The following is a 22,877-nucleotide window of genomic DNA, read 5'->3' as shown; positions in this document are numbered from 1 at the left end:
GTTTGCCAGCACGTATCGCCTTAGGCGCCCCCCGTCTAGTCTCTACACCTTCCGTGTCGCCGCGAACTGGAAGCTTGCGACGTCAGGCTTGGCTCGGCGTTGCCTCGGCAGCGCGTGGCGCGCACCAGGGGTTTCACCGAGTTTGAGGGGTTCTGCACCGGCCGTTTCCGGTCGGGCACTCAATGTTTTAAGTCCGCTATGTTTACCAATTTCATCACCCCGGCAGGGCGGACGCGATTCTACCATCGCGCCGCGGTCGCACCAAACGCGACACCGTAACGTCATCGCACAGTCACAAAGCTTCCAGATAATTCGCCCCACGAAAACGTTTACAACACGGGGCGAAACGGATGATTCCAACGATCAGGGATGTCGCGGCGCACGCGGGTTTTTCGATTGCAACAGTCTCGCGCGCGATCAATGCGCCGCACACGGTCAATCCGGTCACGCTCGAAAAGGTGCGCCAGTCGATCGACGCACTCCAGTTCCGCCCCAACCCGCTCGGCCGGCAGTTGCGCGGCGAACGCACGCGACTCATCGGCGTCGTGCTGCCGACGCTCGCCAATCCCGTCTTCGCCGAGTGTCTGCAGGGTATCGACGAACTGGCCTCGGCGCAAGGCTACCGCCTGATGCTGATGACCACGCAATACGACGCCGACCGCGAACGCCACGCAATCGAAACGCTGCGTGCGCAGCGCGTTGAAGGCCTGATCCTGACGGTGGCCGACGCCGACACCCATCCGCTTCTCGATGAACTCGACCGCAACGGCCCGCTGTATGTGCTGATGCACAACGACACGGTACGCCGGCCGTCGGTGTCGGTCGACAACCGCCTCGCGGCCTTCGACGGCGTGCTCATGCTGATCGCTCACGGCCATCGCCGGATCCTGATGCTGGCCGGCACGCTCGCCGCGTCGGATCGCGCGCGGCTGCGTCATCTGGGTTATACGCAGGCGATGCAGCAGGCCGGGCTTGAAGCCGCCCCCGCGCTCGAAATCGATTTCAACGCCGACGAACTGGCGCCTTCAGTGCTCACGCATCTCACGAACGGGCCGTCGCGGCCAACCGCCCTCTTCTGCAGCAACGACCTGCTGGCGATGGTCGTGATGCGCGGCCTGCGGCGCGCGCGCTTTCACGTGCCCGCCGACATGGCGATTCTCGGCTTCGACGGTCTTGCCGTCGGCGAACTGCTGTCGCCGCCGCTCGCGAGCATCTGCGCGCCGAACCGCGAAATCGGCTGCGCGGCATGGCGCCGCCTGATCAGCCGCATCGACGGCACCTACCAGAGCGACGCGTCGCTCGCGCTGACGCTGCCGCATACGCTGCGCGAAGGCGCGACGGTCGCCGCCATCACCAACGCCAGCGACGCGCCGCACGCAAGAACAGCCCGGCCCGTCGTCTGAGGCTGCCACGCGCCACCGTCATGTGGCGCGCGAGACAACCCGTGCACGTATCCATGCTGTATCCATGCGCTTTCACTCTTTCCGTCCAAGGAGACCCGCTGTGATCCGCCGTCCCTCCTGTATCGATTCGTTCCTGCGCCGACTGGCCGGCAGCCGCGCGAGCCGTATCACACTCGTTGCGTCCGCCGCCATCGTTGCAGCCGCCGCGTTCGCTGGCGCGCCGTCCGCATCCGCCGAAGAAACCGCGATCTGCTACAACTGTCCGCCCGAATGGGCCGACTGGGCCAGCCAGATCAAGGCCATCCAGGAAAAGACGGGTATCCGCGTGCCGTTCGACAACAAGAACTCTGGCCAGTCGATTGCGCAGTTGATGGCCGAACAGAAGAGCCCGGTCGCGGACGTCGTCTATCTGGGCGTGTCCTCGGCCTTCCAGGCGAAGGAAAAGGGCGTGATCCAGCCGTACCGGCCCGCGCATTGGGACGACATCCCCGCAAACCTGAAGGACCCGCAGGGCTACTGGTTCGCGATCCATTCCGGCACGCTCGGCTTCTTCGTCAACAAGGACGCGCTCGAAGGCAAGCCGGTGCCGCGTTCGTGGGCCGATCTGCTGAAGCCTGAATACAAGGGGATGGTCGGCTATCTCGATCCGTCGAGCGCGTTTGTCGGCTATGCCGGCGCGGTCGCGGTGAATCAGGCGCTCGGCGGCACGCTCGATAACTTCGAACCGGGCCTCGACTGGTTCCGTCATCTGAAGGCGAACGCGCCGATCGTGCCGAAGCAGACCGCCTACGCGCGCGTGCTGTCCGGCGAAATCCCGATCCTGCTCGATTATGACTTCGACGCCTATCGCGCGAAGTACAAGGATCACGCGAACGTCGAATTTGTGATTCCGAAGGAAGGCACGATCTCGGTGCCGTATGTGATGAGTCTCGTGAAGGGCGCGCCGCACGACGCGAACGGCAAAAAAGTACTCGACTTCGTGCTGTCCGACGAAGGCCAGAAGCTGTGGGCAAATGCCTGGCTGCGCCCGGTTCGCGCGAGCGCCATGAGCGCCGATGCCGCATCGAAGTTCCTGCCGGCAAGCGACTACGCACGCGCCCAGTCCGTCGACTTCGCGAAGATGGCCGAAAAGCAGCAAGCCTTCGGCGAGCGCTATCTGCAGATCATGCATTGAGCGCTCACGTGGCCCGTGTCGCGGCTGTGCGCTCGGGCCACTTCACAACGAGTCACGACGCCCTCTTCACGCCTGACCCGCTAAACCGGCCCCCGTCATGCACGACATCACCTTCCCGCTGCGTTGGCGCATCGCGCTCATCGCGCCCGCGCTCGCAATCTTCATCGCGTTCTGGCTGCTGCCGATCGTCGCGCTCCTCCAGGTCAGCGCGGACGGCCACGCGTTCGCCACCTACCGCGCCCTCCTCGGCAACGCGCGCTACATGACGAGCCTCGGCGCGACGGTCCTGCTTTCGGCCGCCGTCACGGCGACGACACTCGTGCTGTCGGTCATCTCGGGTCTGCTGCTGGCGCGCCGCGAGTTTCCCGGCAAGCGCACGCTGCTTGCGTTGCTGACGTTTCCGCTGGCGTTTCCGGGCGTCGTCGTCGGCTTCATGGTGATCATGCTCGCCGGACGGCAAGGCCTCATCGGCGCGCTGTCGCTGAAGCTGACGGGCGACCGTCTCGTGTTCGCCTATTCGATGACGGGCCTCTTTCTCGGCTACCTGTATTTCTCGATTCCGCGCGTGATCGTCACCGTGATGGCCTCGGCGACGAAGCTCGATGCGTCGCTCGAAGAAGCGGCGCGCTCGCTCGGCGCATCGCCGTGGCAGATCATGCGCGACGTCGTGCTGCCGGCCTTGTCGCCAGGCCTGATCGCCGCCGGCGCGGTGTGCTTTGCGACCGCGATGGGCGCATTCGGCACGGCGTTCACGCTTGCCACCGACATCGACGTGCTGCCGATGACGATCTACACCGAGTTCACACTGAACGCGAACATGGTGACCGCAGCGGGCCTGTCGATCGTGCTCGGCGTGGTCACCTGGCTCGTGCTGGCGCTCGCGCGCAGTGCAACCGGCTCGGCTGTTGCCGCAACCGCATGACAGCCGATGATGGAGCCCACATGAACTCACTCAGCCAGACTGCCTCGCCGCAGGCCGCGCCGCCTTCGATGCAACGCCGCGCCTTCCGGTTTCCTGCCACGCGCACGTGGCTCGCCGCCGGACAGTGGCTCGTCACGCTGATGCTGTGCGCGTTCCTGATCGTGCCGGTGGCGATGTCGATCGTCGCGGGACTGACGGTCAACTATTTTCAGGGCGTCGCGAGCGGGCTGACGCTGCGCTGGCTCAGCGAAGTCTGGACGCAGTATCACGCATCGGTATTCCTGTCGCTCGAAGTCGCCGCCGCAACGCTCGCGATCACGTTGCTGACCGGTGTCCCCGCCGGCTATGCGCTCGCGCGCAGCAAGACGCGCATTTCGCGCATCATCGAAGAATTCCTCGTACTGCCGGTTGCACTGCCGGGACTCGCCTCGGCGCTCGCGCTGCTGGTCGTCTATGGCGGCTGGACGATGTTCCGGATGAGCGTCGCGTTCATCGTCGTCGGCCACGTGGTGTTCACGCTGCCGTTCATGGTGCGCGCCGTCGCTGCCGTCTGCGCGGGCTCCGATCTGCGCACGCTCGAAGAAGGCGCCGCGAGTCTTGGCGCCAGCTTCTTCCAGCGCTTCGTGACGATTGTGCTGCCCAATGCAAAGCCCGGCATCGTCGCGGGCGCGCTCGCGGTGCTGACGCTGTCGATCGGCGAATTCAATCTCACCTGGATGCTGCACACCCCCGATACGAAGACGCTGCCGGTCGGCCTCGCGGATACCTATGCGTCGCTGCGCATCGAGATCGGCAGCGCCTACACGATCCTGTTCTTTTTGATGACGATGCCGTTGCTCGTCGCCATGCAGTGGCTCGGCGTCGACGCCACCGGCCAGCGCCGCGCGGCATCGAAGCGGCGCGCGAAACGCAACGCTATGTCACCTGAACCGACCCGCCCGGACGACACGCCATGAAACTTGCCTCCGTTCCCATCACCCTGACCCAATGCGCGAAGACGTTTCGCGGCACGCGGGTACTGGAGCCGCTCGACCTGCAGATCGACGCCGGCGAAACGCTGGTACTGCTGGGGCCGTCGGGCTGCGGCAAGACCACCACGCTGCGGATGATCGCCGGCCTTGAAACGCCCGACGCTGGCGGCCGTGTCGCATTCGGTGATGAAGACGTCACCGCCCTGCCGATCGAGCGACGCCAGGTCGGCATGGTGTTTCAGAGCTACGCGCTGTTTCCGAACCTGACGGTGCGCGGCAACATCGGCTATGGGCTGAAGATTCGGCGCGTCGCCGCGGCGACCCTGCGCGAGCGCGTCGACGAACTGCTCGCGATGATGCGCCTCACCGACCACGCGGACAAACCCATCGACCAGCTCTCCGGCGGCCAGCGCCAGCGCGTGGCACTGGCCCGCGCGCTGGCGCTGCAGCCGCGCGTGCTGCTGCTCGACGAACCGCTCACCGCACTCGATGCGCGTCTGCGTGACGCGCTGCGCAGCGAGATGAACACGCTGCTGCGCAACCTCGGCGTCACGACGGTCTATGTCACGCACGATCAGGCGGAGGCGATGGAACTCGGCGACCGTATCGTCGTGATGGGCGCGGGGCGCATCGAGCAGATCGGCACACCCCGCGATATCTACTACCGGCCGGCAAACCGGACAGTTGCGCAATTCGTCGGCACCATCAATCGTCTTGCGGGAGAATGGCGCGATGGCATGCTGATGACGACCGGCGGTGCCGTTCCCGCCGCGCGAGCCCAGGGTGCGGCGTCGGACCGGACAAGCGGATCCGCCACGCGCGAACTGTTCTTCCGGCCCGAGGACGCTTTTCTGGCGGACCCGGCGCATGCGCAACTGCGCGGAACGATCGAAGGCACGTCGTTCCTCGGCGAACGCACGCGGCTCACGATCGGCGGCGCGGCGCCGGACGCGCTGATCGTCGACGTCGCCGGGCGGATCGAACTCGCACGCGGCACGCCGGTGGGGCTGTCGATCGCGCAGGATGCGCTGATCGCGCTGACGTGAGGCCACCGCCGCACAATCGAACCATCGAACTATTGAACCATCGCACGACCACGTAAGGACTATCCATGATCCTCGCCCAGATCAGCGACCTGCACATCAAGAATCCAGGCGCCCTCGCTTACCGTCGGGTCGACACGGCCGCCGCGCTCACGCGCTGCATCGCGCGGCTCAACGCACTGGATCCACGCCCCGATGCCGTGCTGATGACCGGCGACCTCGTCGACCAGGGGACGCCCGAGCAGTATCGCCATCTGAAGGCGCTGCTAGCCGGACTCGAGATTCCGTACTACCTGCTGGTCGGCAATCACGACGAACGCGCCGCGCTGCGCGCAGCGTTCCCGGAGCGCCCGGAGTTGTCGTCAGGCGGTGAATTCGTCCAGTACACCGTCGATATCGGCCCGCTGCGGGTGATCGCGCTCGATTCGCTGCAGCCGGGCCAGAGCCCGGGGCATCTGTGCGATGCGCGCCTCGCATGGCTCGCCGCGCAACTCGACGCGGCAAGCGGGCGACCGATTGTCGTCGCGCTGCATCATCCGCCGTTCGTGTGCGGCATCGGTCATATGGACGATTTACGGCTCGATCCGGCCGCCGCCTCGCAGATGGCGGCGCTCGTCGCGCGATACCCGAACGTCGAGCGCGTGATCTGCGGCCATGTGCACCGGCCGATGTTCGTGCGCTTCGGCGGCACGATCGCGTCGGCGGTGCCATCGCCCGCTCACCAGGTAGCGCTCGATCTGCGCGAGAACGCGCCGTCGGCGTTCATGATGGAACCACCGGCCTTTGCCCTGCATCACTACGACGCCGCAACTGGCATCGTCACGCATCACGCCTACATCGACGACGCCGACGGCCCCTATCCGTTCTTCGAACGCGAAGGCGTACTGATCGACTGAGCGCGCCCGATCGCGCGCCCGATCGCGCGTTGATCGCGCCTGGGCCGTGCCGACAGCGCCCGCTGGGCACCGTCAGCACGATCGGGCGCGCTCCGGTATGATCGGCTCGCCCGTATTCCGTGCGTTGCCCGGCCACCCGAAAGCCCGCTGCTTATGTCGACATCCGATTCCCAAGCCTCCGACCACGCTTCCGCCCCCTCCCCCGCCTCGCTGCGCAGCCTGCTCTTTCTGCTCGCGACGATCGCCGGTGTGTCGGTGGCGAACATCTATTACAACCAGCCGCTGCTCGCCGATTTCCGTCAGTCGTTTCCGCATAGCGCGTCGTGGATCGGCGCGGTGCCGGCCGTCACGCAGCTGGGCTATGCCATCGGCATGCTGCTGCTCGCGCCGCTCGGCGACCGCTTCGACCGGCGCCGGCTGATCCTGCTGCAGACGGCCGGTCTCAGCGTCGCGCTGCTGGTCGCGGCGGCCGCCCCTGATCTGTCCGTGCTGATCCTCGCGAGTCTCGCCATCGGCGTGCTTGCGACGATCGCCCAGCAAGCCGTGCCGTTCGCCGCGGAACTCGCGCCGTCTTCGGAGCGGGGCCACGCGGTCGGCACGGTGATGAGCGGGCTCCTGCTCGGCATCCTGCTCGCGCGGACCGCAGCGGGCTTCATCGCCGAATACCTGGGCTGGCGTGCAGTGTTCTGCGCATCGGTCGTCGCGCTGCTTGCGCTCGCCGTCGTGATCGTGATGCGCCTGCCGCAGAGCAAACCGACTTCGACGCTCGGCTACGGCGATCTGCTGGCTTCGATGTGGCATCTGACCGTCGAGCATCGCGGCCTGCGCGAAGCCTCGCTGACCGGCGCCGCGCTCTTCGCCGCGTTCAGCATCTTCTGGTCGGTGCTGACCCTGCTGCTCGCGGGACCGCCCTTTCATCTCGGGCCGCAGGCGGCTGGCCTCTTCGGCATCGTCGGCGCGGCGGGCGCGCTGGCCGCGCCGCTCGCCGGCAAGTTCGCAGACCGGCGTGGGCCACGCGCGATCATCTCGCTGGCCATTGGGCTCGTCGCGCTGTCGTTCGTGATCTTCGGCTTGTCGGGAGCGAGCATTGCCGGGCTGGTGGTCGGCGTGATCGTGCTCGATGTCGGCGTGCAGGCCGCGCAGATTTCCAACCAGTCGCGCATCTACGCCCTCAAGCCCGACGCACGCAGCCGGGTGAATACCGTCTACATGGTGTGCTATTTCATCGGCGGCGCAGCAGGATCGGCGGTTGGCGCGATCGCGTGGCATGCGTTCGGGTGGGTTGGTGTATCGATGGCCGGTTTTCTGTTTGCCGCGCTGGCCGCCTGGACTCATTCGCGCGGCCGTCAACGGGTGCCGGTGGCGCCCTGATTTCCTGCCTGATCGGGCGATGGCCTGGCGCCGAGCCGGGCCGCGTCGAATACGCCGGCAGCGGATGGTTCGTCAGCACGGCGGCAAAGGTGGTGTCGATGAGCCCTTCGCCGCCGACGCTTATGCGCGCCCGCGCCGCCGGTAGTCGAACCAGAACGACAGCCCGACGCTCGCCAGAATCACGGCGGTCGCGATCACGGTCGAGCGCGTGACAGGCTCGCCGAGCAGCAGCGCGCCAAGCGCCACCGCGACCACCGGGTTCACGTACATGCAGCTGCTCGCGATAATCGGGCTCGTGTGCCGGATCAGGTAGCCGTACGCCACGTAGGCCGCCATGGTGCCGACGAGCATCAGATACAGGAACGCTACCATCGGCGGGAAGTGCACATCGAGCATGCGCTCGCCCGACACCCACGCGACGACCGTCGACATCGCGCCGCCAAGGCCGATCTGCAGTGAGGTCGACAGAAACAGGTCGGACGGCAGCTTCAGGCGTCCGGCCAGATGCGCGCCGCCTGCCCAGAAGAGCGCACCGCAGAGAATGGCGAGACTGCCGTCGGCCGAATTGGCCGACGCGTCGCCGTGGCTGAGAATCCCGATCCCGACAAGGCCAAGCCCGACGGCAAACCACTCGCCCCTGCCGATCCGGCGGCCTGCGACGGCGGCAATCACCGTCGCGAAGAGCGGCACGGTGGCGACCATCACGGCGGCCGTGCCGGTGCCTACGGTCCGCATGCCGAAGGCGAGCATGCCGCTCGACAGCCCGACGAGCATGGTGCCTACCAGCCCGGCGTTTCGTACTTCTTCGGCCGTGGGCCAGGCCGGCCGACGCCGCGTCGCGAAAACGAAGAGGCCAATACCGGCAAACAGATTGCGCAGCCCGGACAGCATGAGCGGCGGAAACGAGCCCAACGCGACGTGCACCGCCAGATAGGTCGAGCCCCAGACGATATAGACGACGGTCAACGCGAGCGCGACCCGGCCGTGTCGGGACTGCGGCAGGCGGAACGGGAAAGAATCGGGAAACCTAGACAGCATGCGTGCGACCCGCCAGCGCCCGGTGGGATGCCGCACACGAACCCGCACATGAACCATAAGGGACGACGGGCAACGGCGTGCGCCGCACGATCGGTGCGGCGGGGCGGGCGAGACAGAACGGCATGGTGGTCGAACGGCGAGGAACAAGGGAGAACGTTTGCGGGCGCAAATCCGGCAATGCACGCCACGGTCTGGCTGCGCGCCGGCAGCATTATGCAATAAGGCAGCCCCGCGGCTGTGAAAGCAAACGTAAATATTCGCAACGCATATGAAAAAGCCGGGGCCATGCCCCGGCTTTCCCGACCCGATGCGCCAGCCGTTAGTTGGCCATCGCGCCCGACGCCTCGTGCTTCATGCCCATCGCGTCATTGCCCTTCTTCATCTTGTCTTTCTTCATGCTGTCTTCTTTCATGGTGTCTTTCGACATCGAATCCTTGGACATCGTGTCATGCGACATGGCGCCGTTCGACATCGCGCCGCTTGCTTCCTGCGCGAACGCCGAGGTGCCGCCTGCAAGGAATACGACGGCCAGCGCTGCGATTGCGAGTTGTTTCATGAGATCACTCCGTGTGTTGTCGATCGATAAAACCGGCCTGTGCCGGGTACTTCCAAAGCTTCTGCCGCCCGGGGTCATGCCCGACTCGCGTGCGTCAGGAGCCTCCGAACCAGTTGTAGCCCTGGTCGACCCAATAGCCGCCCGGGAACGTGTTGGTGACAAAAATCTCCATGATGTGCTTCGGATTCTTGTAGCCGAGCTTGGTCGGCATCCGCAGCTTCATCGGGAAGCCGTATTTCGCCGGCAGGCGCTCGCCGTCGTATTCGAACGTGAGCAGCGTTTGCGGATGCAGCGCGGTCGGCATATCGATGCTTTCGTAGTAGTCGTCGGCGCATTTGAAGCCGACGTATTTCGCCGACGTGTCCGCGCCCACGCGCCGCAGAAACTCGCTGAACGGCGTGCCGCCCCAGCGACCGATCGCGCTCCACCCTTCCACGCAGATGTGTCGCGTGATCTGCTCCGCGTGAGGCAGCGCGTACAGCTCGGGCAGCGTCCACGTGCGCTGACCTGTGACGAGACCGCCCACCTGCAGCTTGTAGTCGGACGCATCCACCTCGGGCACTTCGTCGACTCCGTAAAACGCGTTGAACGGGAACGGCCGCGTGATCTGCGCTTCGCTGTAGGTAGGCGCCAGCTGCTTCGGATCGAAAATGAAAGCCTGCGCGCGGTCGTTCAGACGCGAGACCGCAGCAAGGAATCTGTTCACCGAGTCGTTGTCGGTCAGCGAGCAGCCCGTGAGCATCGTGAGACCACCGAGCGTCAGGAGGCGTTTGCCGAACAGGCGTCGTGACGGCATCGCGAGTTCGCGGCGGGCGTCGACCAGGATCGATTCGCGATCGAGCTTCATGGCAGGCTTCGCGCCTTTCCGGTTGAGGGTCATGATGGATCTCCTAGCGTCCGCGCAGCATCGCGACGAGCGAGCGCGGCACCAGCGCGACCATCACGAGATGCACGGCGATGAAGGCCGCCAGAAACGACATCGCGACGAAGTGCACGACGCGCGCGTTGTCGTAGCCGCCCATGAGTTCGCGCAGCAGTGGAAACTGCACCGATTTCCAGATGGCGAGTCCCGACAGCACCAGTACGATCAGGTCGCAGACGATGAACAGGTAAGCGAATTTCTGCACCGCGTTGTACTGCCGCAGATCGGCGTGCGACAGCTTGCCGGTCAGCGCGGCGAGGAAATCCTTCAGGATCGCGCGCGGCGACAGCGGCAGGAACTTGCGGAAGAAACGGCCGCTGACGAGATTGAGCGCGAGATACACGAGGCCGTTGAACACCAGCAGCCACATCGCGGCGAAGTGCCACTGCAGCGCGCCGCCGAGCCATCCGCCGAGCGTGATCGAAGGCGGGAACATGAAGTTCCTGAAGATCGGCGACGCGTCGTAGATGCGCCAGCCCGACAGCATCATCGTGATGGCCGCGAGCGCGTTCAACCAGTGCGTCACGCGCACCCAGACAGGATGAATCAGGCCGGCAGGCGCCGCGGGCCGCGGCGCCGTATCGACATGCATACGGGATGTGTTCATCGAATTCTCCACATACAAGAACGCCGTTAGCGGCACGCGGCCAGGTCGGCCACCTGCAGCACATCGCCGGTCGAGGCGCTCTCCACGAACGCGACGACGCCGAACCGGCTGACCGGCGTGTTGCCGCTTGCGATTGCTTTGTCATCTTCACTGCTCACGGCGACGTCCTGATGAATACGCGCGCTGCCCGCGACAAGCGGCACCGGGCCGATCCATTGCCGCACGACGCGCTCATGGTGCAGCGTTGCTCCACTGTTCTCGCCGGCTCGCACCTGCGAGGTCAGATCGTTTTCGTAGACGGCGACGTAGGCGTTCAGCGTGTCTTTGGCCGTGGCATGCGCGGTGAATCGCGCGTCGACATCCAGCCCGCCTGCCGTGCCCTGGGCACGCGGTGCGAGTTCGATCGCGACGTCGGCCTGAGCCGGCTCCGACATCAGGTTCTGCACACGCGTTTCGAAGCTGTCGGGCCGTGCCCAGCTGCGCAGCTCACGCCCCGACACGAACACTTCCGGCGTGTAGATCACGTGACCGCCGGCGCGGTCGGTGAGGCTCTGTTGACGCTCGGTGAAACGGTGCTGCGAGAAGCGGTCGGTCCAGCCAAGGCTGTTCCAGTAGTCGACGTGCAACTCCAGCGGCACGACGCCGTTCGACGCGCTGCCATCCTTCCACTGGCCAAGCCAGCGGTCGGCCGGCGGACAGCTGCTGCAGCCTTCGCTGCTGTACAGCTCGACAAGCGCGACACGGTGCGCGGGACTATGCGCCGTGCACATCGACGTTGCCGCCTGTCCCACACCGCTCGTCGCGAGTGCGATCACCACCGCAAGACCGCGAATGCCACGCGAACGGCGCACGTCGCTAAACGCGCTGGATTGGCTGGTGGGGGTTCGCATGGCAGGCTCCGTTGGGAAATCTGCACGTTTGTCGCGTGGTATCGGGCGTTATGACAGCCGCCCCAAAAAAATTTCGGGCAGACCGCACTGGAGAGAATCGCGCACAAGCGCAAATACTTCGAGCACCGCGGATGCGTATGACTTTCGCGAGTTCCGCGATGTCCGTGACTCCCGCGACGAAGGGGCGATCCTGCACAACGCGGCTTCCGCAGCGCACAATAAGTGGCCGGAACGAACGCCGTAGAGACGGCTGATGCACCTGACGCCTCTGCGGGAAACGCATCGGGTTGCGTGGTGTGGCACGATGCGACGCGGCGGACCGCGCGATCTCGAGCGGGTCTGTTCTTCCATGCTAGTGCATGGCGAGAACCGCCGACTGCATGGCCGAATCTTTATTACGAAACGTTTACCCGGTGAGTGGCATGCCTCGCCGATCGCGCGCGTCGGGCCGTGCGCGGCCGCTGTCCGGAGGCAGCCGGACGGGCGGATATCGCGTGCTATGATCGTCTCGTCGATTTGCCCATTTCACCTCTCCTGATACCGACGCCCAATTCTCATGTGTAAGTCCTGCCACGCCCTGATGCGCCCGCGCCCTGACGGCGGGGTCGATTGCGCGCGTGCCGGGCAGTCGGTCCGATCCGCGCATTCCCTCTTCGCCCCGCTTTCCATCGCCCGGCGCCTGGCCTGAACGAAGCCTCCTCACCGGAGCCAGGTCGGCCAGGCTCCGGGCCGATCTCAGCCGCCCTGATCGCGCAGATCGAAACTGGAGAACCCTTATGAAACAGAAAACCTGCTACCTCACGGAACTGGATGTCGTACGCCTCGAAAAACACGCGGCAAGCCCCGGCGCCGAGGCGAAATATCAAACCATGCTGGACAACCTGCTCGCGCGCGCGGTCATCGTTGCGCCACGCGATATCGCCGCGAATGTCGTCACGATGAATTCGCAGGTCACGCTCGCCGACGAGCAGACGGGCGAAGAAATGACCTGGACCGTCGTCTATCCGCCGGGCGCGGACTTCAGCAATGGTCAGTTGAATGTTTTCTCGCCGGCGGGCCTCGCGCTGCTCGGCGCGAAGCGCGGCGAGCGCATCCGCTTCATGCCGCCGGGCGGCGACGAAAAAGTGCTGAAGGTCCTGCAGATCCTGTTTCAGCCCGAAGCGGCCGACGATTTCACGCTCTGACATGTCAGTGGGCGCCTGATCGTCAGGATGGGTTGCAATGCCCCCCTCGGCAGGTGTATCGTGTGCGCTGCTAACGCGGGGGTCCTGCGTGGCGCATCGAACAACGGTGTGCTTCGCGGGTGAGATATACCCTTTGAACCTGATCTGGATAATGCCAGCGCAGGGAAGCGTACGGATTTCGCGGCTTCACCACTGCAACACCCCACAGCGAATCCGACCACTTCCTTCTCGATCTCCTGCTTAGCGGCAACACAGCTGCCCCACATCAGGAGAAACGCATGAACGCCAATCCGAAGTTCCTTTCCGCCGACGCACACGTCGATGCCGCTGCCGTCGCTCCGCTGCCGAATTCCCGCAAGGTCTACGTAACCGGTTCGCAACCCGATATTCGCGTGCCGATGCGCGAAATCACGCAGTCGGATACGCCGGACAGCTTCGGTGGCGAAAAGAACCCGCCCGTCTATGTCTACGACACGTCGGGCCCGTACACGGATCCGGACGCTCAGATCGACATCCGCGCGGGCCTGCCGGCGCTCCGTCAGCGCTGGATCGAGGCACGCGGCGACACGGAAGCGCTCGAGGGCCTCACGAGCGATTACGGCCGCGAGCGCGCCGCCGATGCCGCGACCGCCGAGCTGCGTTTCCCCGGCCTGCATCGCACGCCGCGCCGCGCGAAGGCCGGCGCGAACGTGTCGCAGATGCACTACGCGCGTCAGGGCATCATCACGCCGGAAATGGAATACATCGCGATTCGCGAGAACCAGCGCCGTGCCCAGTATCTGGAAACCCTGAAGAAGAGCGGCCCGAACGGCAACAAGCTCGCCGACATGATGGGCCGCCAGCATCCGGGCCAGGCGTTCGGCGCAAGCGCGTTCGGGCCTGACGCGCTGAAGGAAATCACGCCGGAGTTCGTGCGCGAAGAAGTCGCACGCGGCCGCGCGATCATCCCGAACAACATCAATCACCCGGAAAGCGAGCCGATGATCATCGGCCGCAACTTCCTCGTGAAGGTCAACGCGAATATCGGCAACTCGGCCGTGACCTCGTCGATTGGCGAAGAAGTCGACAAGATGACGTGGGCGATCCGCTGGGGCGGCGATACGGTGATGGATCTGTCGACCGGCAAGCACATTCACGAAACGCGCGAGTGGATCATCCGCAACAGCCCGGTGCCGATCGGCACGGTGCCGATCTATCAGGCGCTCGAAAAGGTCAACGGCAAGGCCGAAGACCTGACGTGGGAAATCTTCCGCGACACACTGATCGAACAGGCCGAGCAAGGCGTCGACTACTTCACGATCCACGCAGGCGTGCGTCTGCAATACGTGCCGCTGACGGCAAAGCGCATGACGGGCATCGTGTCGCGCGGCGGCTCGATCATGGCCAAGTGGTGTCTCGCGCACCACAAGGAAAGCTTCCTGTACGAGCATTTCGAAGACATCTGCGAAATCATGAAGGCGTACGACGTGAGCTTCTCGTTGGGCGATGGCCTGCGTCCCGGCTCGATCTACGATGCCAACGACGAAGCGCAGCTCGGCGAACTGAAGACCCTCGGCGAACTTACGCAGATCGCCTGGAAGCACGACGTGCAGACGATGATCGAAGGTCCGGGCCACGTGCCGATGCAGCTCATCAAGGAGAACATGGATCTCCAGCTGCAATGGTGCGACGAGGCGCCCTTCTACACCCTCGGACCGCTGACCACCGATATCGCCCCCGGCTACGACCACATCACGTCGGGCATCGGCGCGGCGATGATCGGCTGGTTCGGCACGGCGATGCTCTGCTACGTGACGCCGAAGGAGCACCTTGGGCTGCCGAACAAGGACGATGTGAAGACCGGCATCATCACGTACAAGCTTGCCGCGCACGCGGCCGATCTGGCGAAGGGCCATCCGGGCGCGCAGGTGCGTGACAACGCGCTCTCGAAGGCACGCTTCGAATTCCGCTGGGAAGACCAGTTCAACCTCGGCCTCGATCCGGACAAGGCGCGCGAGTTCCACGACGAAACGCTGCCGAAGGATTCGGCGAAGGTCGCGCACTTCTGTTCGATGTGCGGCCCGCACTTCTGCTCGATGAAGATCACGCAGGACGTGCGTGAATTCGCTGCGCAGCAAGGCGTATCCGACGACGAGGCCTTGAAGAAAGGCATGGAAGTGAAGGCCGTCGAGTTCATGAAGAAAGGCGCCGAGATTTATCAGCGGCAATAAGCGCCGGATGTGCGCCCTGGCGTTTCTCCAGGCAGTAAGGAAGCCCGCTTCGGCGGGCTTTTTTGCGTGCTTTTCAGGGTGCGGACTGTCTTCGATCCACGATTTGTGAAGCATCGAAACAATTGATTACGAAACCAACAGATCCCTGACAAGCGCACACAAACGGACACGGCTTCAGACGATATCCTCAGTGAAATCAGGCACGCGGAATGCGTCCCCATTCATCATCATCATCCGAAGGGAGTCGGTACCATGAAGACAGTTCAACGAATCGGAGCGATTGCGGCGCTGGTGGCGGCGGTTGCGAGTCTTGCCGCATGTGATGGCATGACGACGCGTCAGCGCGATACGGCTATCGGCGCGGGTGTTGGCGGCGCGGCCGGTGCGGTGCTCGGCGGCAGTGCGCTGTCGACCCTCGGTGGCGCGGCAGTCGGCGGCGTGATCGGCAATCAGGTTGGCAAGTAAGGTGGCTCCATGCAAGGAAGAGCGCAAGACGGCAAGCGCAAATCAGTGAAATATGCCGTTACGGGTTTGCAACCCGAGTCTGACGGCGTCAGCGTAAGCTCATAGAAGACGCTGCGTCTGAACCCGGCGTCGCGATGAACCTGGAGCGCGTCATGAAACCCGTCTCTGCGGCTGCCCCTCTCGCCAGCGCGATCGCCATCCTGTCGCTGACCGGCTGTTACTACCCGTACGGCTATTATCCCTACGGCTCCTATCCGGGCGGCACCTACTACGCCACCGTCCCTGGCTCCGCCACCCAGCAGGCAGTCCCGGTCGCGCCTGCCGGCACGGCCACGGGGCCTTCCACGTCCGACCAGCAGTACGCGCAGGGTTATACGCAGCCCGCGCTGGTCGCAGCGGCCCCGCCACCGGCCTATGCCGTACCAGCCTACCCAGCCTATCCGTATTACCAGCCCTATCCCGTCTACGCGCCTTATCCGGCTTATCCCGCTTACTATGGGCCCGCGCTATCGATCGGCTTTGGCTTTGGCTACTGGGGCGGCCACGGCGGACACGGCGGACACTGGCACCACTGATCAAGGTCGACGATCAGCCGCGCGCCTCGTCTACAGCGCATCGCGCAATGCCGAACCAGGACAATTGCGCGGAATGGAGGGTCTCCCGTAGTTTCCCGTCTTGACGGCGTCGTTATGGGCTTTAAGCTGGCGGTTGCTTCACGAATTACCTGTTTAATTACGCGATCCGGCAACGTGCCTGCGCAGGTTGCCTCCGCCATCCGTCCTGCCCAACCGACGCGTCATCCGACGAACAGTCTCCGCGCCGGTTCGTACAACAACTAAGGAGACGTGATGTTCCACCAGCTACTGACCCCCGTCGGCAACGCGCTGTTGCCATCATTTATCGTTGCCGCCCTGCCCATCGTGGTCGTGCTCGTACTGCTTGGCTGGGCGCGGCGGCCCGCCTGGCAGGCGTCACTGGCCGGACTGATCGTCGGCCTCGTCGTGGCGATTCTCGTCTGGCAGTTCCCGGTCGGACTCGCCTTCAATTCGGTCGCCGCCGGCGCGGTATTCGCGTGCTGGCCCGTCATGTGGATCGTTTTTACTGCAATCCTGCTGTACAACATCGCGCTCAAGTCCGGCCGCTTCGCCGCGTTCCGCATGTGGATGATCGACAACCTGCCCAACGACCGGCGCATCGTGCTCGTCGTAATCGGCTTTTCATTCGGCGCGTTGCTCGAAGGGATCTCCGGCTTCGGCACGCCGATCGCGATTACCAGTTCGCTGCTGATTCTGCTTGGCTTCCCGACGCTCGAGGCGCTGACGTTCACGCTGATCTTCAATACCGCACCGGTCGCGTTCGGTGCGCTTGGCGTGCCAATCACGGTGCTCGGCGCAGTCACACACCTGCCCACCGACGCCCTCGCCAAAATGGTCGGCCGCCAGTTGCCGTTTTTCGCGTTGCTGCTGCCGTTCTATGTGATCGCCATTTATGCAGGTTTTCGCAACATGATGCGCGTCTGGCCGGTGTTGCTCGTGTCGGGCGCAAGTTTCGCGCTGACGCAGTTCGTCACCTCCAACTTCATCAGCTACAGCCTGACCGACGTGCTGGCGTCGCTGGTCTCGCTGATTCTCACGATCGCGTTTCTGCGCGTGTGGAAGCCCGCTGTCGATCCGAAGTTCGCCATCAACGTGGATCGCGTGAACGAGGTACGCGGCAAGGTCAGCGGTGCGGAGGGCTGGTATCCGTGGCTGATCGTGGCGGCTGTCGTGATCATCTGGACGATTGCCAAGGTGTTCCAGATCGGCGACGTCAAGGTGCCGTGGCCCGGCCTCGACAAGGCGGTTTTCATCACGCTCTATAACGTGCCGTATGCAGCCGTGTGGGACTTCCAGCCGCTTGCGACCGGCACCGCGATCCTCGTCGCGGCGATCATTACCGCGTTCGTCGTGCGCCTGTCCGTGCAGGAATTCGGCAACGCGATCGCCGATACGTGGGTGCAGACGCGCATCGCGATTCTGACCGTCGCAACGATCGTCGGTCTTGCGTACCTGATGAACTATTCGGGGATCAACTACACGCTGGGCCTGGGCGTGGCGTCCGTGGGCGCGTTCTTCCCGCTGGTGTCGGCCTTCCTTGGCTGGGTGGCCGTGTTCCTCTCGGGCAGCGATACCTCCGGTAATGCCCTCTTCGGCAACCTGCAGGTCGTGGCCGCGAAGCAGCTGAACCTGAACCCGGTGCTGATGGCGGCGACCAATTCGTCCGGCGGCGTGATGGGCAAGATGATCTCGCCGCAGAACATCGCGACCGGCGTCGCGACGACCGAGCTCAAGGGCAAGGAAGGCGTCGTGTTTGCGAAGACCTTCAAGCACTCGATCTTTCTGACAGTCCTGCTCGGCATCCTGGTCTGGTTGCAGCAGAACGTGCTGACCTGGATGATTCCGCATTTTTGACGGCGCTTTCCGGGCGGATGGCAGGCGCGATGTCCCGCGTCTGCCCGTATTTGCCTGTATTTGCCTGTTGTTTACCTGGTAAAGGAAACGCGTCTCCTCCCGTTTCTTGCTATTTCATCCGGGCCTGAAACGTCACGCCAAAGCGCAGTGCTAACATGCCTGCGAGTCGCGACCCAACTGTGCGCGACATCTCTTCGATGACACTCAGAAATCTCATACAACTGCTCATCCTCGCGGCCCTCTGGGGCGCGTCGTTTCTGTTCATCCGTGTCGGTGTGACCGACTTTGGCGTGGCGCCGTTGATGGCGCTTCGCGTCGGCATCGGCGCGCTGTTCCTCTTCGTTGTGCTGCTCGCGCGACGGCCTGCACGCGAAGCGTTCAGCACGATGCGCACACGTGCCTGGCCGCTGCTGGTGGTCGGCGTGCTGAATTCCGCTGCACCGTTCTGTCTGTTCGCGTATGCGGAATTGACGCTGTCAGCCGGCGTCACGTCGGTCATCAATGCGACCACGCCGCTGTGGGGCGCGCTGGTTGCATTCCTCTGGCTGAAGGACCGGCTGACCGCACTGCGCAGCCTCGGCATGGTGATCGGCTTTCTCGGCGTGCTGATGCTCGTGTGGGACCAGATCGCCACACCGCAAGGCTCGAGCGCAACACCCGCAACCACGGCACTCGCCGCCGCGGCAGCACTTGGCGCAACCTTGCTTTATGGCATCGCGGCAAGCTACACGAAGCGACATCTGACGGGCGTCGACTCGCTTACCGTCGCGACGGGCACGATGACGGGCGCCACCATCCTGCTCGTGCCGATTGCGATCGCGACGTGGCCCGCTGCGCCGATCTCGCTGCACGCGTGGGGTGCCGTGATCGCGCTCGGCATTGGCTGCACCGGCGTGGCGTACATGCTGTTCTTCCATCTGATCGCGGTCGCCGGACCTGCGCGCGCCATCACCGTCACGTTCGTGATTCCGATTTTCGGGATCCTGTGGGGCGCGCTTTTTCTGGATGAACAGGTGTCGCTCGGCATGGCCGAAGGGTGCGCGGTGATTCTGGTCGGAACGGCGCTCGCTACGGGTGTCATCAGACGGATTCCGGGGTTTGGGCCGCCGAGGGAAGCAGGTTAAACGTGCTTAGCGCGGCATCGAGCAGAGCCGTCTGGCTTCGAGCAGAGAAATACAGCCTCTGAGCCAGTGGAAATCCCGGCAGTATGCGATTGATTTTGAATCATTTTGTCGCGACGCCGAAAAATTTACGAGACTGCGCAGGGTAGTGTTACGCCGTCACGTGACCTTACCCGGCGGCCGCATCGGAAGCGCCGTTTCGCGGGATTCGATCGCCTCGACCCGGGCGTAAAAAAACCCGCCTGAGGTCTAACCAGGCGGGTTTATGTCAGCGCAAGCGCAACCTTAATGCAGCTGATCCACCACCAGCGCCATGATCTGCTTCGCCGGACCCGACGAATCGACCAGGCCTTTGTCGTCGATGATGGCCACACGTGTCTGGTTCGGCGTCACGGCCCGAACGTTCACGCGGTACTGCTTCGCCACCTTCTCCTTCTTGCCGTGGAACACCTGACTCCAGAATCCCTGTTCCGCGGAACTCATGTCCTTCGGATCGACGTAACGCACGAAATACAGGCCGCGCGTCCGGTCGCGATCGTCAACGGTGAAGTTGCTGCGATCCAGCGCAAGACCAACGCGCAGCCAGGCGCGGTCATAGGGCTCGTCAAGCGTCAACTCGGTCGCCGAGTATTGCCCACCCGACTCGCTGGTATCCGAGGACGGCGGCACCTGTGCGGCCAGCGCGACATTCTGCGCTGCGGTCGCAGCGGCCGCTGACTTCGCGCTCGATCCGCCCGCAGCGGCGGCCGGAGCCGTCTGCGCGCCCGCCGGAGAAAGCGTGGCACTCTGGGTGTCGCCGGCCTTGCCGCGCGAATCAGTCAGCGCCAACGACGCCATCAAGCGCTTCAGATATTCGGCTTCGAGCGCCGGGTCATTCGGCTTCGGCCGCCATTCGCTCGAATCGTTGTTCGCACCGGTCAGCGCTTCGCGCATACCCTTCTGGCTCACGAACACATAGGTTCCACCGTTCGGCGCCACTTCCAGGCGCGTACGGTACTTGTTGCGCTCCGACGTGACGTAGGAGTTGCCCATCGTCTTCGACAGCGTATCGCGAATGAGGCCCTGGCTGATCTGCGCGTGGGTTTCGTTCCAGTCGGTCTCCATCACGCCCTTGTCGCGCTGCTCGACAACCAGCAGGAAGCCCTGTTCCTGCCAGAAACGGCGGATCTGCGGCCAGACCTGATCCGGCGCCCTATTGTCGATCACCAGCCAGGTTTCGCTACCGTCGCGCTGGAGGTGCATACCGGAGACGGGCGGCACCACCGTGTCCAGGTTTGGCGCGGCGGCCTGCACCTGCTTGAGGGTCGACAGCGAGGTTTCGCCGCCCTGCGGAGGCAGGGAACGCTGGTCGGACGTCTCGTCGATCAGGTTTGGCGGCACAGCGAGTGACACTTGCTTCGATTTCGAGTCGCTCTTGTAATCGACCTGAGTCGGCGACGATGTACCACAACCGGCGACGAGACCGCCTGCCACCAGCAATACTGCGAACCGCGAGGTAAGACGAAGATCAGTCATGTTCGGGGAATCCTTCCGCTACGCCACGGCAAGTTTCCGTGGATCAACCCAACATTTTACCGGTCCCGCGCCGTGATGTGCAAAAAGCGGGCTTTCGGATAAACACCGAGGGCGTTCCGGTGCCGGGAACAGGGGGCGGATCGCCAGACGTAAAGCGCGTGGCAGCGCGGTCGGCGACCGTTTTTCGCATGCAGCGATACGTTTGTCCCGGCACGATTCCATAAGTCGAAACGGCCAATTCTCCAGCTCGATGAATCGCCGGCCACCCGGTGTCGCGACGGCGCCGACTTCCCGCACTTCCGCCTCCGTCAATAGCTCGGAAACAAGGTCAGGGCGGTACGCGTACTTGTCGCAGCCGGTGGAAATTTAACATTTGGTCAACATTTCCACCCTGATGGTGGCCGTGGCCAGCGCAGCCCGAACTTCTTGTTTTACAAGAAGTTTTCGCCTTACCGCCCGCCATGTTTTTGAGATGATCACCATGATCCCCCACGTGACATCTCATTAGTCAGGAAACCAAAGTGATATCTTGAAATAGAAATCTCTAAAAATTTCACGACTTTCCGGGGATGAACCCAATGATCAACGCCACCTTTCGCCGCATCGCCTGCGCGTCGATCGCGCTGTGTGCAACGGCAATGTTTCAGGTCGCTCACGCCGAACTGGGCGGTACGGCAACGTTCACGCAACCTGCAAACAAGACAATCCAGCCGGTCGAGCAAACCGGTCTTTTCCGCGTCCGGTCGACGATAGACGATGGCGGCACGACTATCAACGAATACGCGTCGACCAGCGGCCAGGTGTTCGGGTACACGTGGCAAGGCCCGACCATGCCAGACCTGCAGACCCTGCTGGGCAAGTACTACGACTCGTATCGCGTCGGCACCACACCCGATGCCACAACCCCACGCAATTTGCACGCGTCGCGGGTCACGCGGCCCGACGTCATCGTCGAATCCGGCGGACAGATGCGCAGCTACGCGGGACGAGCCTGGCTGCCAGGCGCGCTACCGGCCGGTGTGTTCCCCGACGATCTGCGCTAACGGAGGTCTGTCATGCCAAAGAAGTTCCTCGGCGCACTAATCCTGTGTACCGCACTCGCCGGTTGCGGAGGGGGAGGCAGTGGCAACAGTCCGATAGCGTCGGTTACTCCGCCCTCCTCCCCCAGTGGTGCCAGCGCGCCAGCGAACACGCCTGCGTCGACACCGGCAGACACAACGGTCCAGCAGTCGACGATTCCGAACGTCCAGCCGGTGACGGTCGGCACGACGCCGACACTGACACGCAATATGCTGATGACCAGCGTCACCGTTTGCGAGCCGGGCACTGACCACTGCGCGACCATCGACAACGTGCAGGTTGACACAGGGTCGCAGGGGCTGCGGATCCTGTCGTCAGCGTTGCCTGCGGACGTGACATTGCCGGCTGTGCAATCCGGTACCGGCACGACCGGGCAATGTGCAGTCTTCGGGACGGGCTACGTCTGGGGCGCAGTACGCAACGCGGACGTCCGCATGGCCGGCGAACTTGCCTCGACACTCCCGATCCATATCATTGCCGATCCTTCCGTCCCGACCGTGCCGACAGATTGCAGCCGATCAGGACCGCCGATGATGACCTCCAGCGCACTGCGAGCCAACGGCATCCTGGGCGTCGGCATGTTCACTACGGACTGCGGCAGCGCATGCGCGAACAGTGCGCTACCGCGTTGGTACTATGTATGCGCATCTGGCGGCACGTGCACTGCAAGCACTCAACCGTAAGCGGTGAATTTAGCCCACCAAATCGATAATCATTTGCAAGTGACGGCCGAGCGTAGCCGCACCGCGGCGGTTAAGATCGACCGGCGATGTCAGCATCGGGGTGATGGGAGCGCGCGCAGTCATGATGACCGACGCGCGTTCGGTGCGTCAGCCGGTCTGTGCCTTGGCCTGTTGTTGCCGCGCATAATTGAACGGCAGCAGGTCGGTCACGTCTGCATCCGGCGCACGCTGCGGCAGTTCCGTGAGTACATGCAGCAGATAGTCGTACGGCTCGACGTCGCAGGCCCGGCATGTGAGGACCAGGCTGTAGATCGTGGCGCTGGCCTTTGCGCCATCAACCGTGTCGCTGAACAGCCACGATTTTCTCGAAGTGGCA

The 22,877-nt window shown here is 64.1% G+C and carries 21 protein-coding genes, 1 pseudogene and 1 riboswitch; of the genes and pseudogenes, 15 read left to right on the top strand and 7 right to left on the bottom strand.

Annotation, left to right across the window (positions count from 1 at the left end):
- The first annotated feature begins 350 nt into the window (after window positions 1-350).
- The 7 genes from P3T23_RS42560 (at window position 351) to P3T23_RS42530 (ending at window position 7,780) form a co-directional block, all read left to right on the top strand.
- The gene (locus tag P3T23_RS42560; protein WP_429322053.1) at window positions 351-1,403 is read left to right on the top strand and encodes a LacI family DNA-binding transcriptional regulator; all 1,053 of its coding nucleotides are present in this window, start codon (window positions 351-353) and stop codon (window positions 1,401-1,403) included.
- A gap of 166 nt (window positions 1,404-1,569) precedes the next feature.
- Window positions 1,570-2,577 carry an ABC transporter substrate-binding protein gene (locus P3T23_RS42555; protein ID WP_429322065.1) on the top strand — a complete coding sequence of 336 codons (1,008 nt, stop codon included), beginning with the start codon at window positions 1,570-1,572 and terminating at the stop codon, window positions 2,575-2,577.
- A gap of 97 nt (window positions 2,578-2,674) precedes the next feature.
- Window positions 2,675-3,499 carry an ABC transporter permease gene (locus P3T23_RS42550; RefSeq protein WP_429322052.1) on the top strand — a complete coding sequence of 275 codons (825 nt, stop codon included), beginning with the start codon at window positions 2,675-2,677 and terminating at the stop codon, window positions 3,497-3,499.
- A gap of 20 nt (window positions 3,500-3,519) precedes the next feature.
- Window positions 3,520-4,455 (top strand): ABC transporter permease, encoded by a 936-nt coding sequence (locus P3T23_RS42545; protein WP_429322051.1) that lies wholly within the window; start codon window positions 3,520-3,522, stop codon window positions 4,453-4,455.
- Complete coding sequence (locus P3T23_RS42540; protein ID WP_429322050.1) at window positions 4,452-5,516, top strand: ABC transporter ATP-binding protein; 1,065 nt, start codon at window positions 4,452-4,454, stop codon at window positions 5,514-5,516. The genes P3T23_RS42545 and P3T23_RS42540 overlap by 4 nt, the downstream gene beginning before the upstream one ends.
- A gap of 65 nt (window positions 5,517-5,581) precedes the next feature.
- Window positions 5,582-6,409 (top strand): phosphodiesterase, encoded by an 828-nt coding sequence (locus tag P3T23_RS42535; RefSeq protein WP_429322049.1) that lies wholly within the window; start codon window positions 5,582-5,584, stop codon window positions 6,407-6,409.
- 153 nt (window positions 6,410-6,562) lie between these two features.
- The gene (locus P3T23_RS42530) at window positions 6,563-7,780 is read left to right on the top strand and encodes an MFS transporter (protein WP_429322048.1); all 1,218 of its coding nucleotides are present in this window, start codon (window positions 6,563-6,565) and stop codon (window positions 7,778-7,780) included.
- Window positions 7,781-7,900: 120 nt separating this feature from the next.
- On the opposite strand, the gene P3T23_RS42525 is transcribed toward P3T23_RS42530, so the two are convergent.
- The 5 genes from P3T23_RS42525 to P3T23_RS42505 form a co-directional block, all read right to left on the bottom strand.
- Window positions 7,901-8,818: an EamA family transporter gene (locus tag P3T23_RS42525; protein WP_429322047.1), complete on the bottom strand. Its 918-nt coding sequence runs from the start codon at window positions 8,816-8,818 to the stop codon at window positions 7,901-7,903.
- 319 nt (window positions 8,819-9,137) lie between these two features.
- Entirely contained in the window at window positions 9,138-9,374 is a 237-nt protein-coding gene (locus P3T23_RS42520) for a pentapeptide MXKDX repeat protein (RefSeq protein WP_429322046.1), read from the bottom strand.
- Window positions 9,375-9,468: 94 nt separating this feature from the next.
- Window positions 9,469-10,254 carry a molybdopterin-dependent oxidoreductase gene (locus P3T23_RS42515; protein WP_429322045.1) on the bottom strand — a complete coding sequence of 262 codons (786 nt, stop codon included), beginning with the start codon at window positions 10,252-10,254 and terminating at the stop codon, window positions 9,469-9,471.
- Window positions 10,255-10,264: 10 nt separating this feature from the next.
- On the bottom strand, window positions 10,265-10,903 hold the full coding sequence (locus P3T23_RS42510; protein WP_429322044.1) for a cytochrome b/b6 domain-containing protein: 639 nt from the start codon (window positions 10,901-10,903) through the stop codon (window positions 10,265-10,267).
- Between the two features lie 26 nt (window positions 10,904-10,929).
- Complete coding sequence (locus tag P3T23_RS42505; RefSeq protein WP_429322043.1) at window positions 10,930-11,793, bottom strand: DUF1223 domain-containing protein; 864 nt, start codon at window positions 11,791-11,793, stop codon at window positions 10,930-10,932.
- A 776-nt stretch (window positions 11,794-12,569) separates the two neighbouring features.
- Here P3T23_RS42505 and P3T23_RS42500 point away from each other — a divergent pair.
- The 6 genes from P3T23_RS42500 (at window position 12,570) to P3T23_RS42475 (ending at window position 19,226) form a co-directional block, all read left to right on the top strand.
- Window positions 12,570-12,977, top strand: a complete 408-nt coding sequence (locus tag P3T23_RS42500; protein ID WP_429322042.1) for a GreA/GreB family elongation factor — start codon at window positions 12,570-12,572, stop codon at window positions 12,975-12,977.
- Between the two features lie 67 nt (window positions 12,978-13,044).
- A riboswitch (TPP riboswitch) is annotated at window positions 13,045-13,161 on the top strand.
- 94 nt (window positions 13,162-13,255) lie between these two features.
- Entirely contained in the window at window positions 13,256-15,187 is a 1,932-nt protein-coding gene (thiC, locus tag P3T23_RS42495; protein ID WP_429322041.1) for a phosphomethylpyrimidine synthase ThiC, read from the top strand.
- Window positions 15,188-15,439: 252 nt separating this feature from the next.
- Entirely contained in the window at window positions 15,440-15,652 is a 213-nt protein-coding gene (locus P3T23_RS42490; protein WP_429322040.1) for a glycine zipper 2TM domain-containing protein, read from the top strand.
- A 152-nt stretch (window positions 15,653-15,804) separates the two neighbouring features.
- Window positions 15,805-16,227 carry a hypothetical protein gene (locus tag P3T23_RS42485; protein WP_429322039.1) on the top strand — a complete coding sequence of 141 codons (423 nt, stop codon included), beginning with the start codon at window positions 15,805-15,807 and terminating at the stop codon, window positions 16,225-16,227.
- Between the two features lie 273 nt (window positions 16,228-16,500).
- Window positions 16,501-18,102: an L-lactate permease gene (locus tag P3T23_RS42480; RefSeq protein ID WP_429322038.1), complete on the top strand. Its 1,602-nt coding sequence runs from the start codon at window positions 16,501-16,503 to the stop codon at window positions 18,100-18,102.
- A 197-nt stretch (window positions 18,103-18,299) separates the two neighbouring features.
- Window positions 18,300-19,226, top strand: a complete 927-nt coding sequence (locus P3T23_RS42475; RefSeq protein ID WP_429322037.1) for a DMT family transporter — start codon at window positions 18,300-18,302, stop codon at window positions 19,224-19,226.
- A gap of 282 nt (window positions 19,227-19,508) precedes the next feature.
- On the opposite strand, the gene bamC is transcribed toward P3T23_RS42475, so the two are convergent.
- Entirely contained in the window at window positions 19,509-20,738 is a 1,230-nt protein-coding gene (gene bamC, locus P3T23_RS42470; protein WP_429322036.1) for an outer membrane protein assembly factor BamC, read from the bottom strand.
- Between the two features lie 578 nt (window positions 20,739-21,316).
- Here bamC and P3T23_RS42465 point away from each other — a divergent pair.
- On the top strand, window positions 21,317-21,781 hold the full coding sequence (locus P3T23_RS42465; RefSeq protein ID WP_429322035.1) for a DUF2844 domain-containing protein: 465 nt from the start codon (window positions 21,317-21,319) through the stop codon (window positions 21,779-21,781).
- A 12-nt stretch (window positions 21,782-21,793) separates the two neighbouring features.
- Window positions 21,794-22,498, top strand: a pseudogene (locus P3T23_RS42460) (DUF3443 family protein); the annotation flags it as partial.
- A 150-nt stretch (window positions 22,499-22,648) separates the two neighbouring features.
- On the opposite strand, the gene P3T23_RS42455 reads toward P3T23_RS42460, so the two are convergent.
- Window positions 22,649-22,877: transposase domain-containing protein (locus P3T23_RS42455; RefSeq protein ID WP_429322034.1), on the bottom strand; the 229-nt coding region annotated here is incomplete at its 5' end.

This window comes from Paraburkholderia sp. GAS448, from assembly GCF_050435685.1.
Taxonomy (GTDB): Bacteria; Pseudomonadota; Gammaproteobacteria; order Burkholderiales; family Burkholderiaceae; genus Paraburkholderia.
The sequence above is the reverse complement of the archived record's forward strand: the minus strand, read 5'-3'. Positions and strand labels throughout refer to the sequence as shown.

Excerpts from the sequence above, each read along its gene's own strand:
- P3T23_RS42550 (WP_429322052.1), top strand. The coding sequence starts at position 2,675 with ATGCACGACATCACCTTCCCGCTGCGTTGGCGCATCGCGCTCATCGCG.
- P3T23_RS42540 (WP_429322050.1), top strand. The coding sequence starts at position 4,452 with ATGAAACTTGCCTCCGTTCCCATCACCCTGACCCAATGCGCGAAGACG.
- P3T23_RS42480 (WP_429322038.1), top strand. The coding sequence starts at position 16,501 with ATGTTCCACCAGCTACTGACCCCCGTCGGCAACGCGCTGTTGCCATCA.
- bamC (WP_429322036.1), bottom strand. The coding sequence starts at position 20,738 with ATGACTGATCTTCGTCTTACCTCGCGGTTCGCAGTATTGCTGGTGGCA.
- P3T23_RS42505 (WP_429322043.1), bottom strand. The coding sequence starts at position 11,793 with ATGCGAACCCCCACCAGCCAATCCAGCGCGTTTAGCGACGTGCGCCGT.
- P3T23_RS42545 (WP_429322051.1), top strand. The coding sequence starts at position 3,520 with ATGAACTCACTCAGCCAGACTGCCTCGCCGCAGGCCGCGCCGCCTTCG.
- P3T23_RS42530 (WP_429322048.1), top strand. The coding sequence starts at position 6,563 with ATGTCGACATCCGATTCCCAAGCCTCCGACCACGCTTCCGCCCCCTCC.
- P3T23_RS42560 (WP_429322053.1), top strand. The coding sequence starts at position 351 with ATGATTCCAACGATCAGGGATGTCGCGGCGCACGCGGGTTTTTCGATT.
- P3T23_RS42465 (WP_429322035.1), top strand. The coding sequence starts at position 21,317 with ATGATCAACGCCACCTTTCGCCGCATCGCCTGCGCGTCGATCGCGCTG.
- thiC (WP_429322041.1), top strand. The coding sequence starts at position 13,256 with ATGAACGCCAATCCGAAGTTCCTTTCCGCCGACGCACACGTCGATGCC.
- P3T23_RS42490 (WP_429322040.1), top strand. The coding sequence starts at position 15,440 with ATGAAGACAGTTCAACGAATCGGAGCGATTGCGGCGCTGGTGGCGGCG.
- P3T23_RS42515 (WP_429322045.1), bottom strand. The coding sequence starts at position 10,254 with ATGACCCTCAACCGGAAAGGCGCGAAGCCTGCCATGAAGCTCGATCGC.
- P3T23_RS42525 (WP_429322047.1), bottom strand. The coding sequence starts at position 8,818 with ATGCTGTCTAGGTTTCCCGATTCTTTCCCGTTCCGCCTGCCGCAGTCC.
- P3T23_RS42475 (WP_429322037.1), top strand. The coding sequence starts at position 18,300 with ATGACACTCAGAAATCTCATACAACTGCTCATCCTCGCGGCCCTCTGG.
- P3T23_RS42500 (WP_429322042.1), top strand. The coding sequence starts at position 12,570 with ATGAAACAGAAAACCTGCTACCTCACGGAACTGGATGTCGTACGCCTC.
- P3T23_RS42510 (WP_429322044.1), bottom strand. The coding sequence starts at position 10,903 with ATGAACACATCCCGTATGCATGTCGATACGGCGCCGCGGCCCGCGGCG.
- P3T23_RS42520 (WP_429322046.1), bottom strand. The coding sequence starts at position 9,374 with ATGAAACAACTCGCAATCGCAGCGCTGGCCGTCGTATTCCTTGCAGGC.
- P3T23_RS42535 (WP_429322049.1), top strand. The coding sequence starts at position 5,582 with ATGATCCTCGCCCAGATCAGCGACCTGCACATCAAGAATCCAGGCGCC.
- P3T23_RS42485 (WP_429322039.1), top strand. The coding sequence starts at position 15,805 with ATGAAACCCGTCTCTGCGGCTGCCCCTCTCGCCAGCGCGATCGCCATC.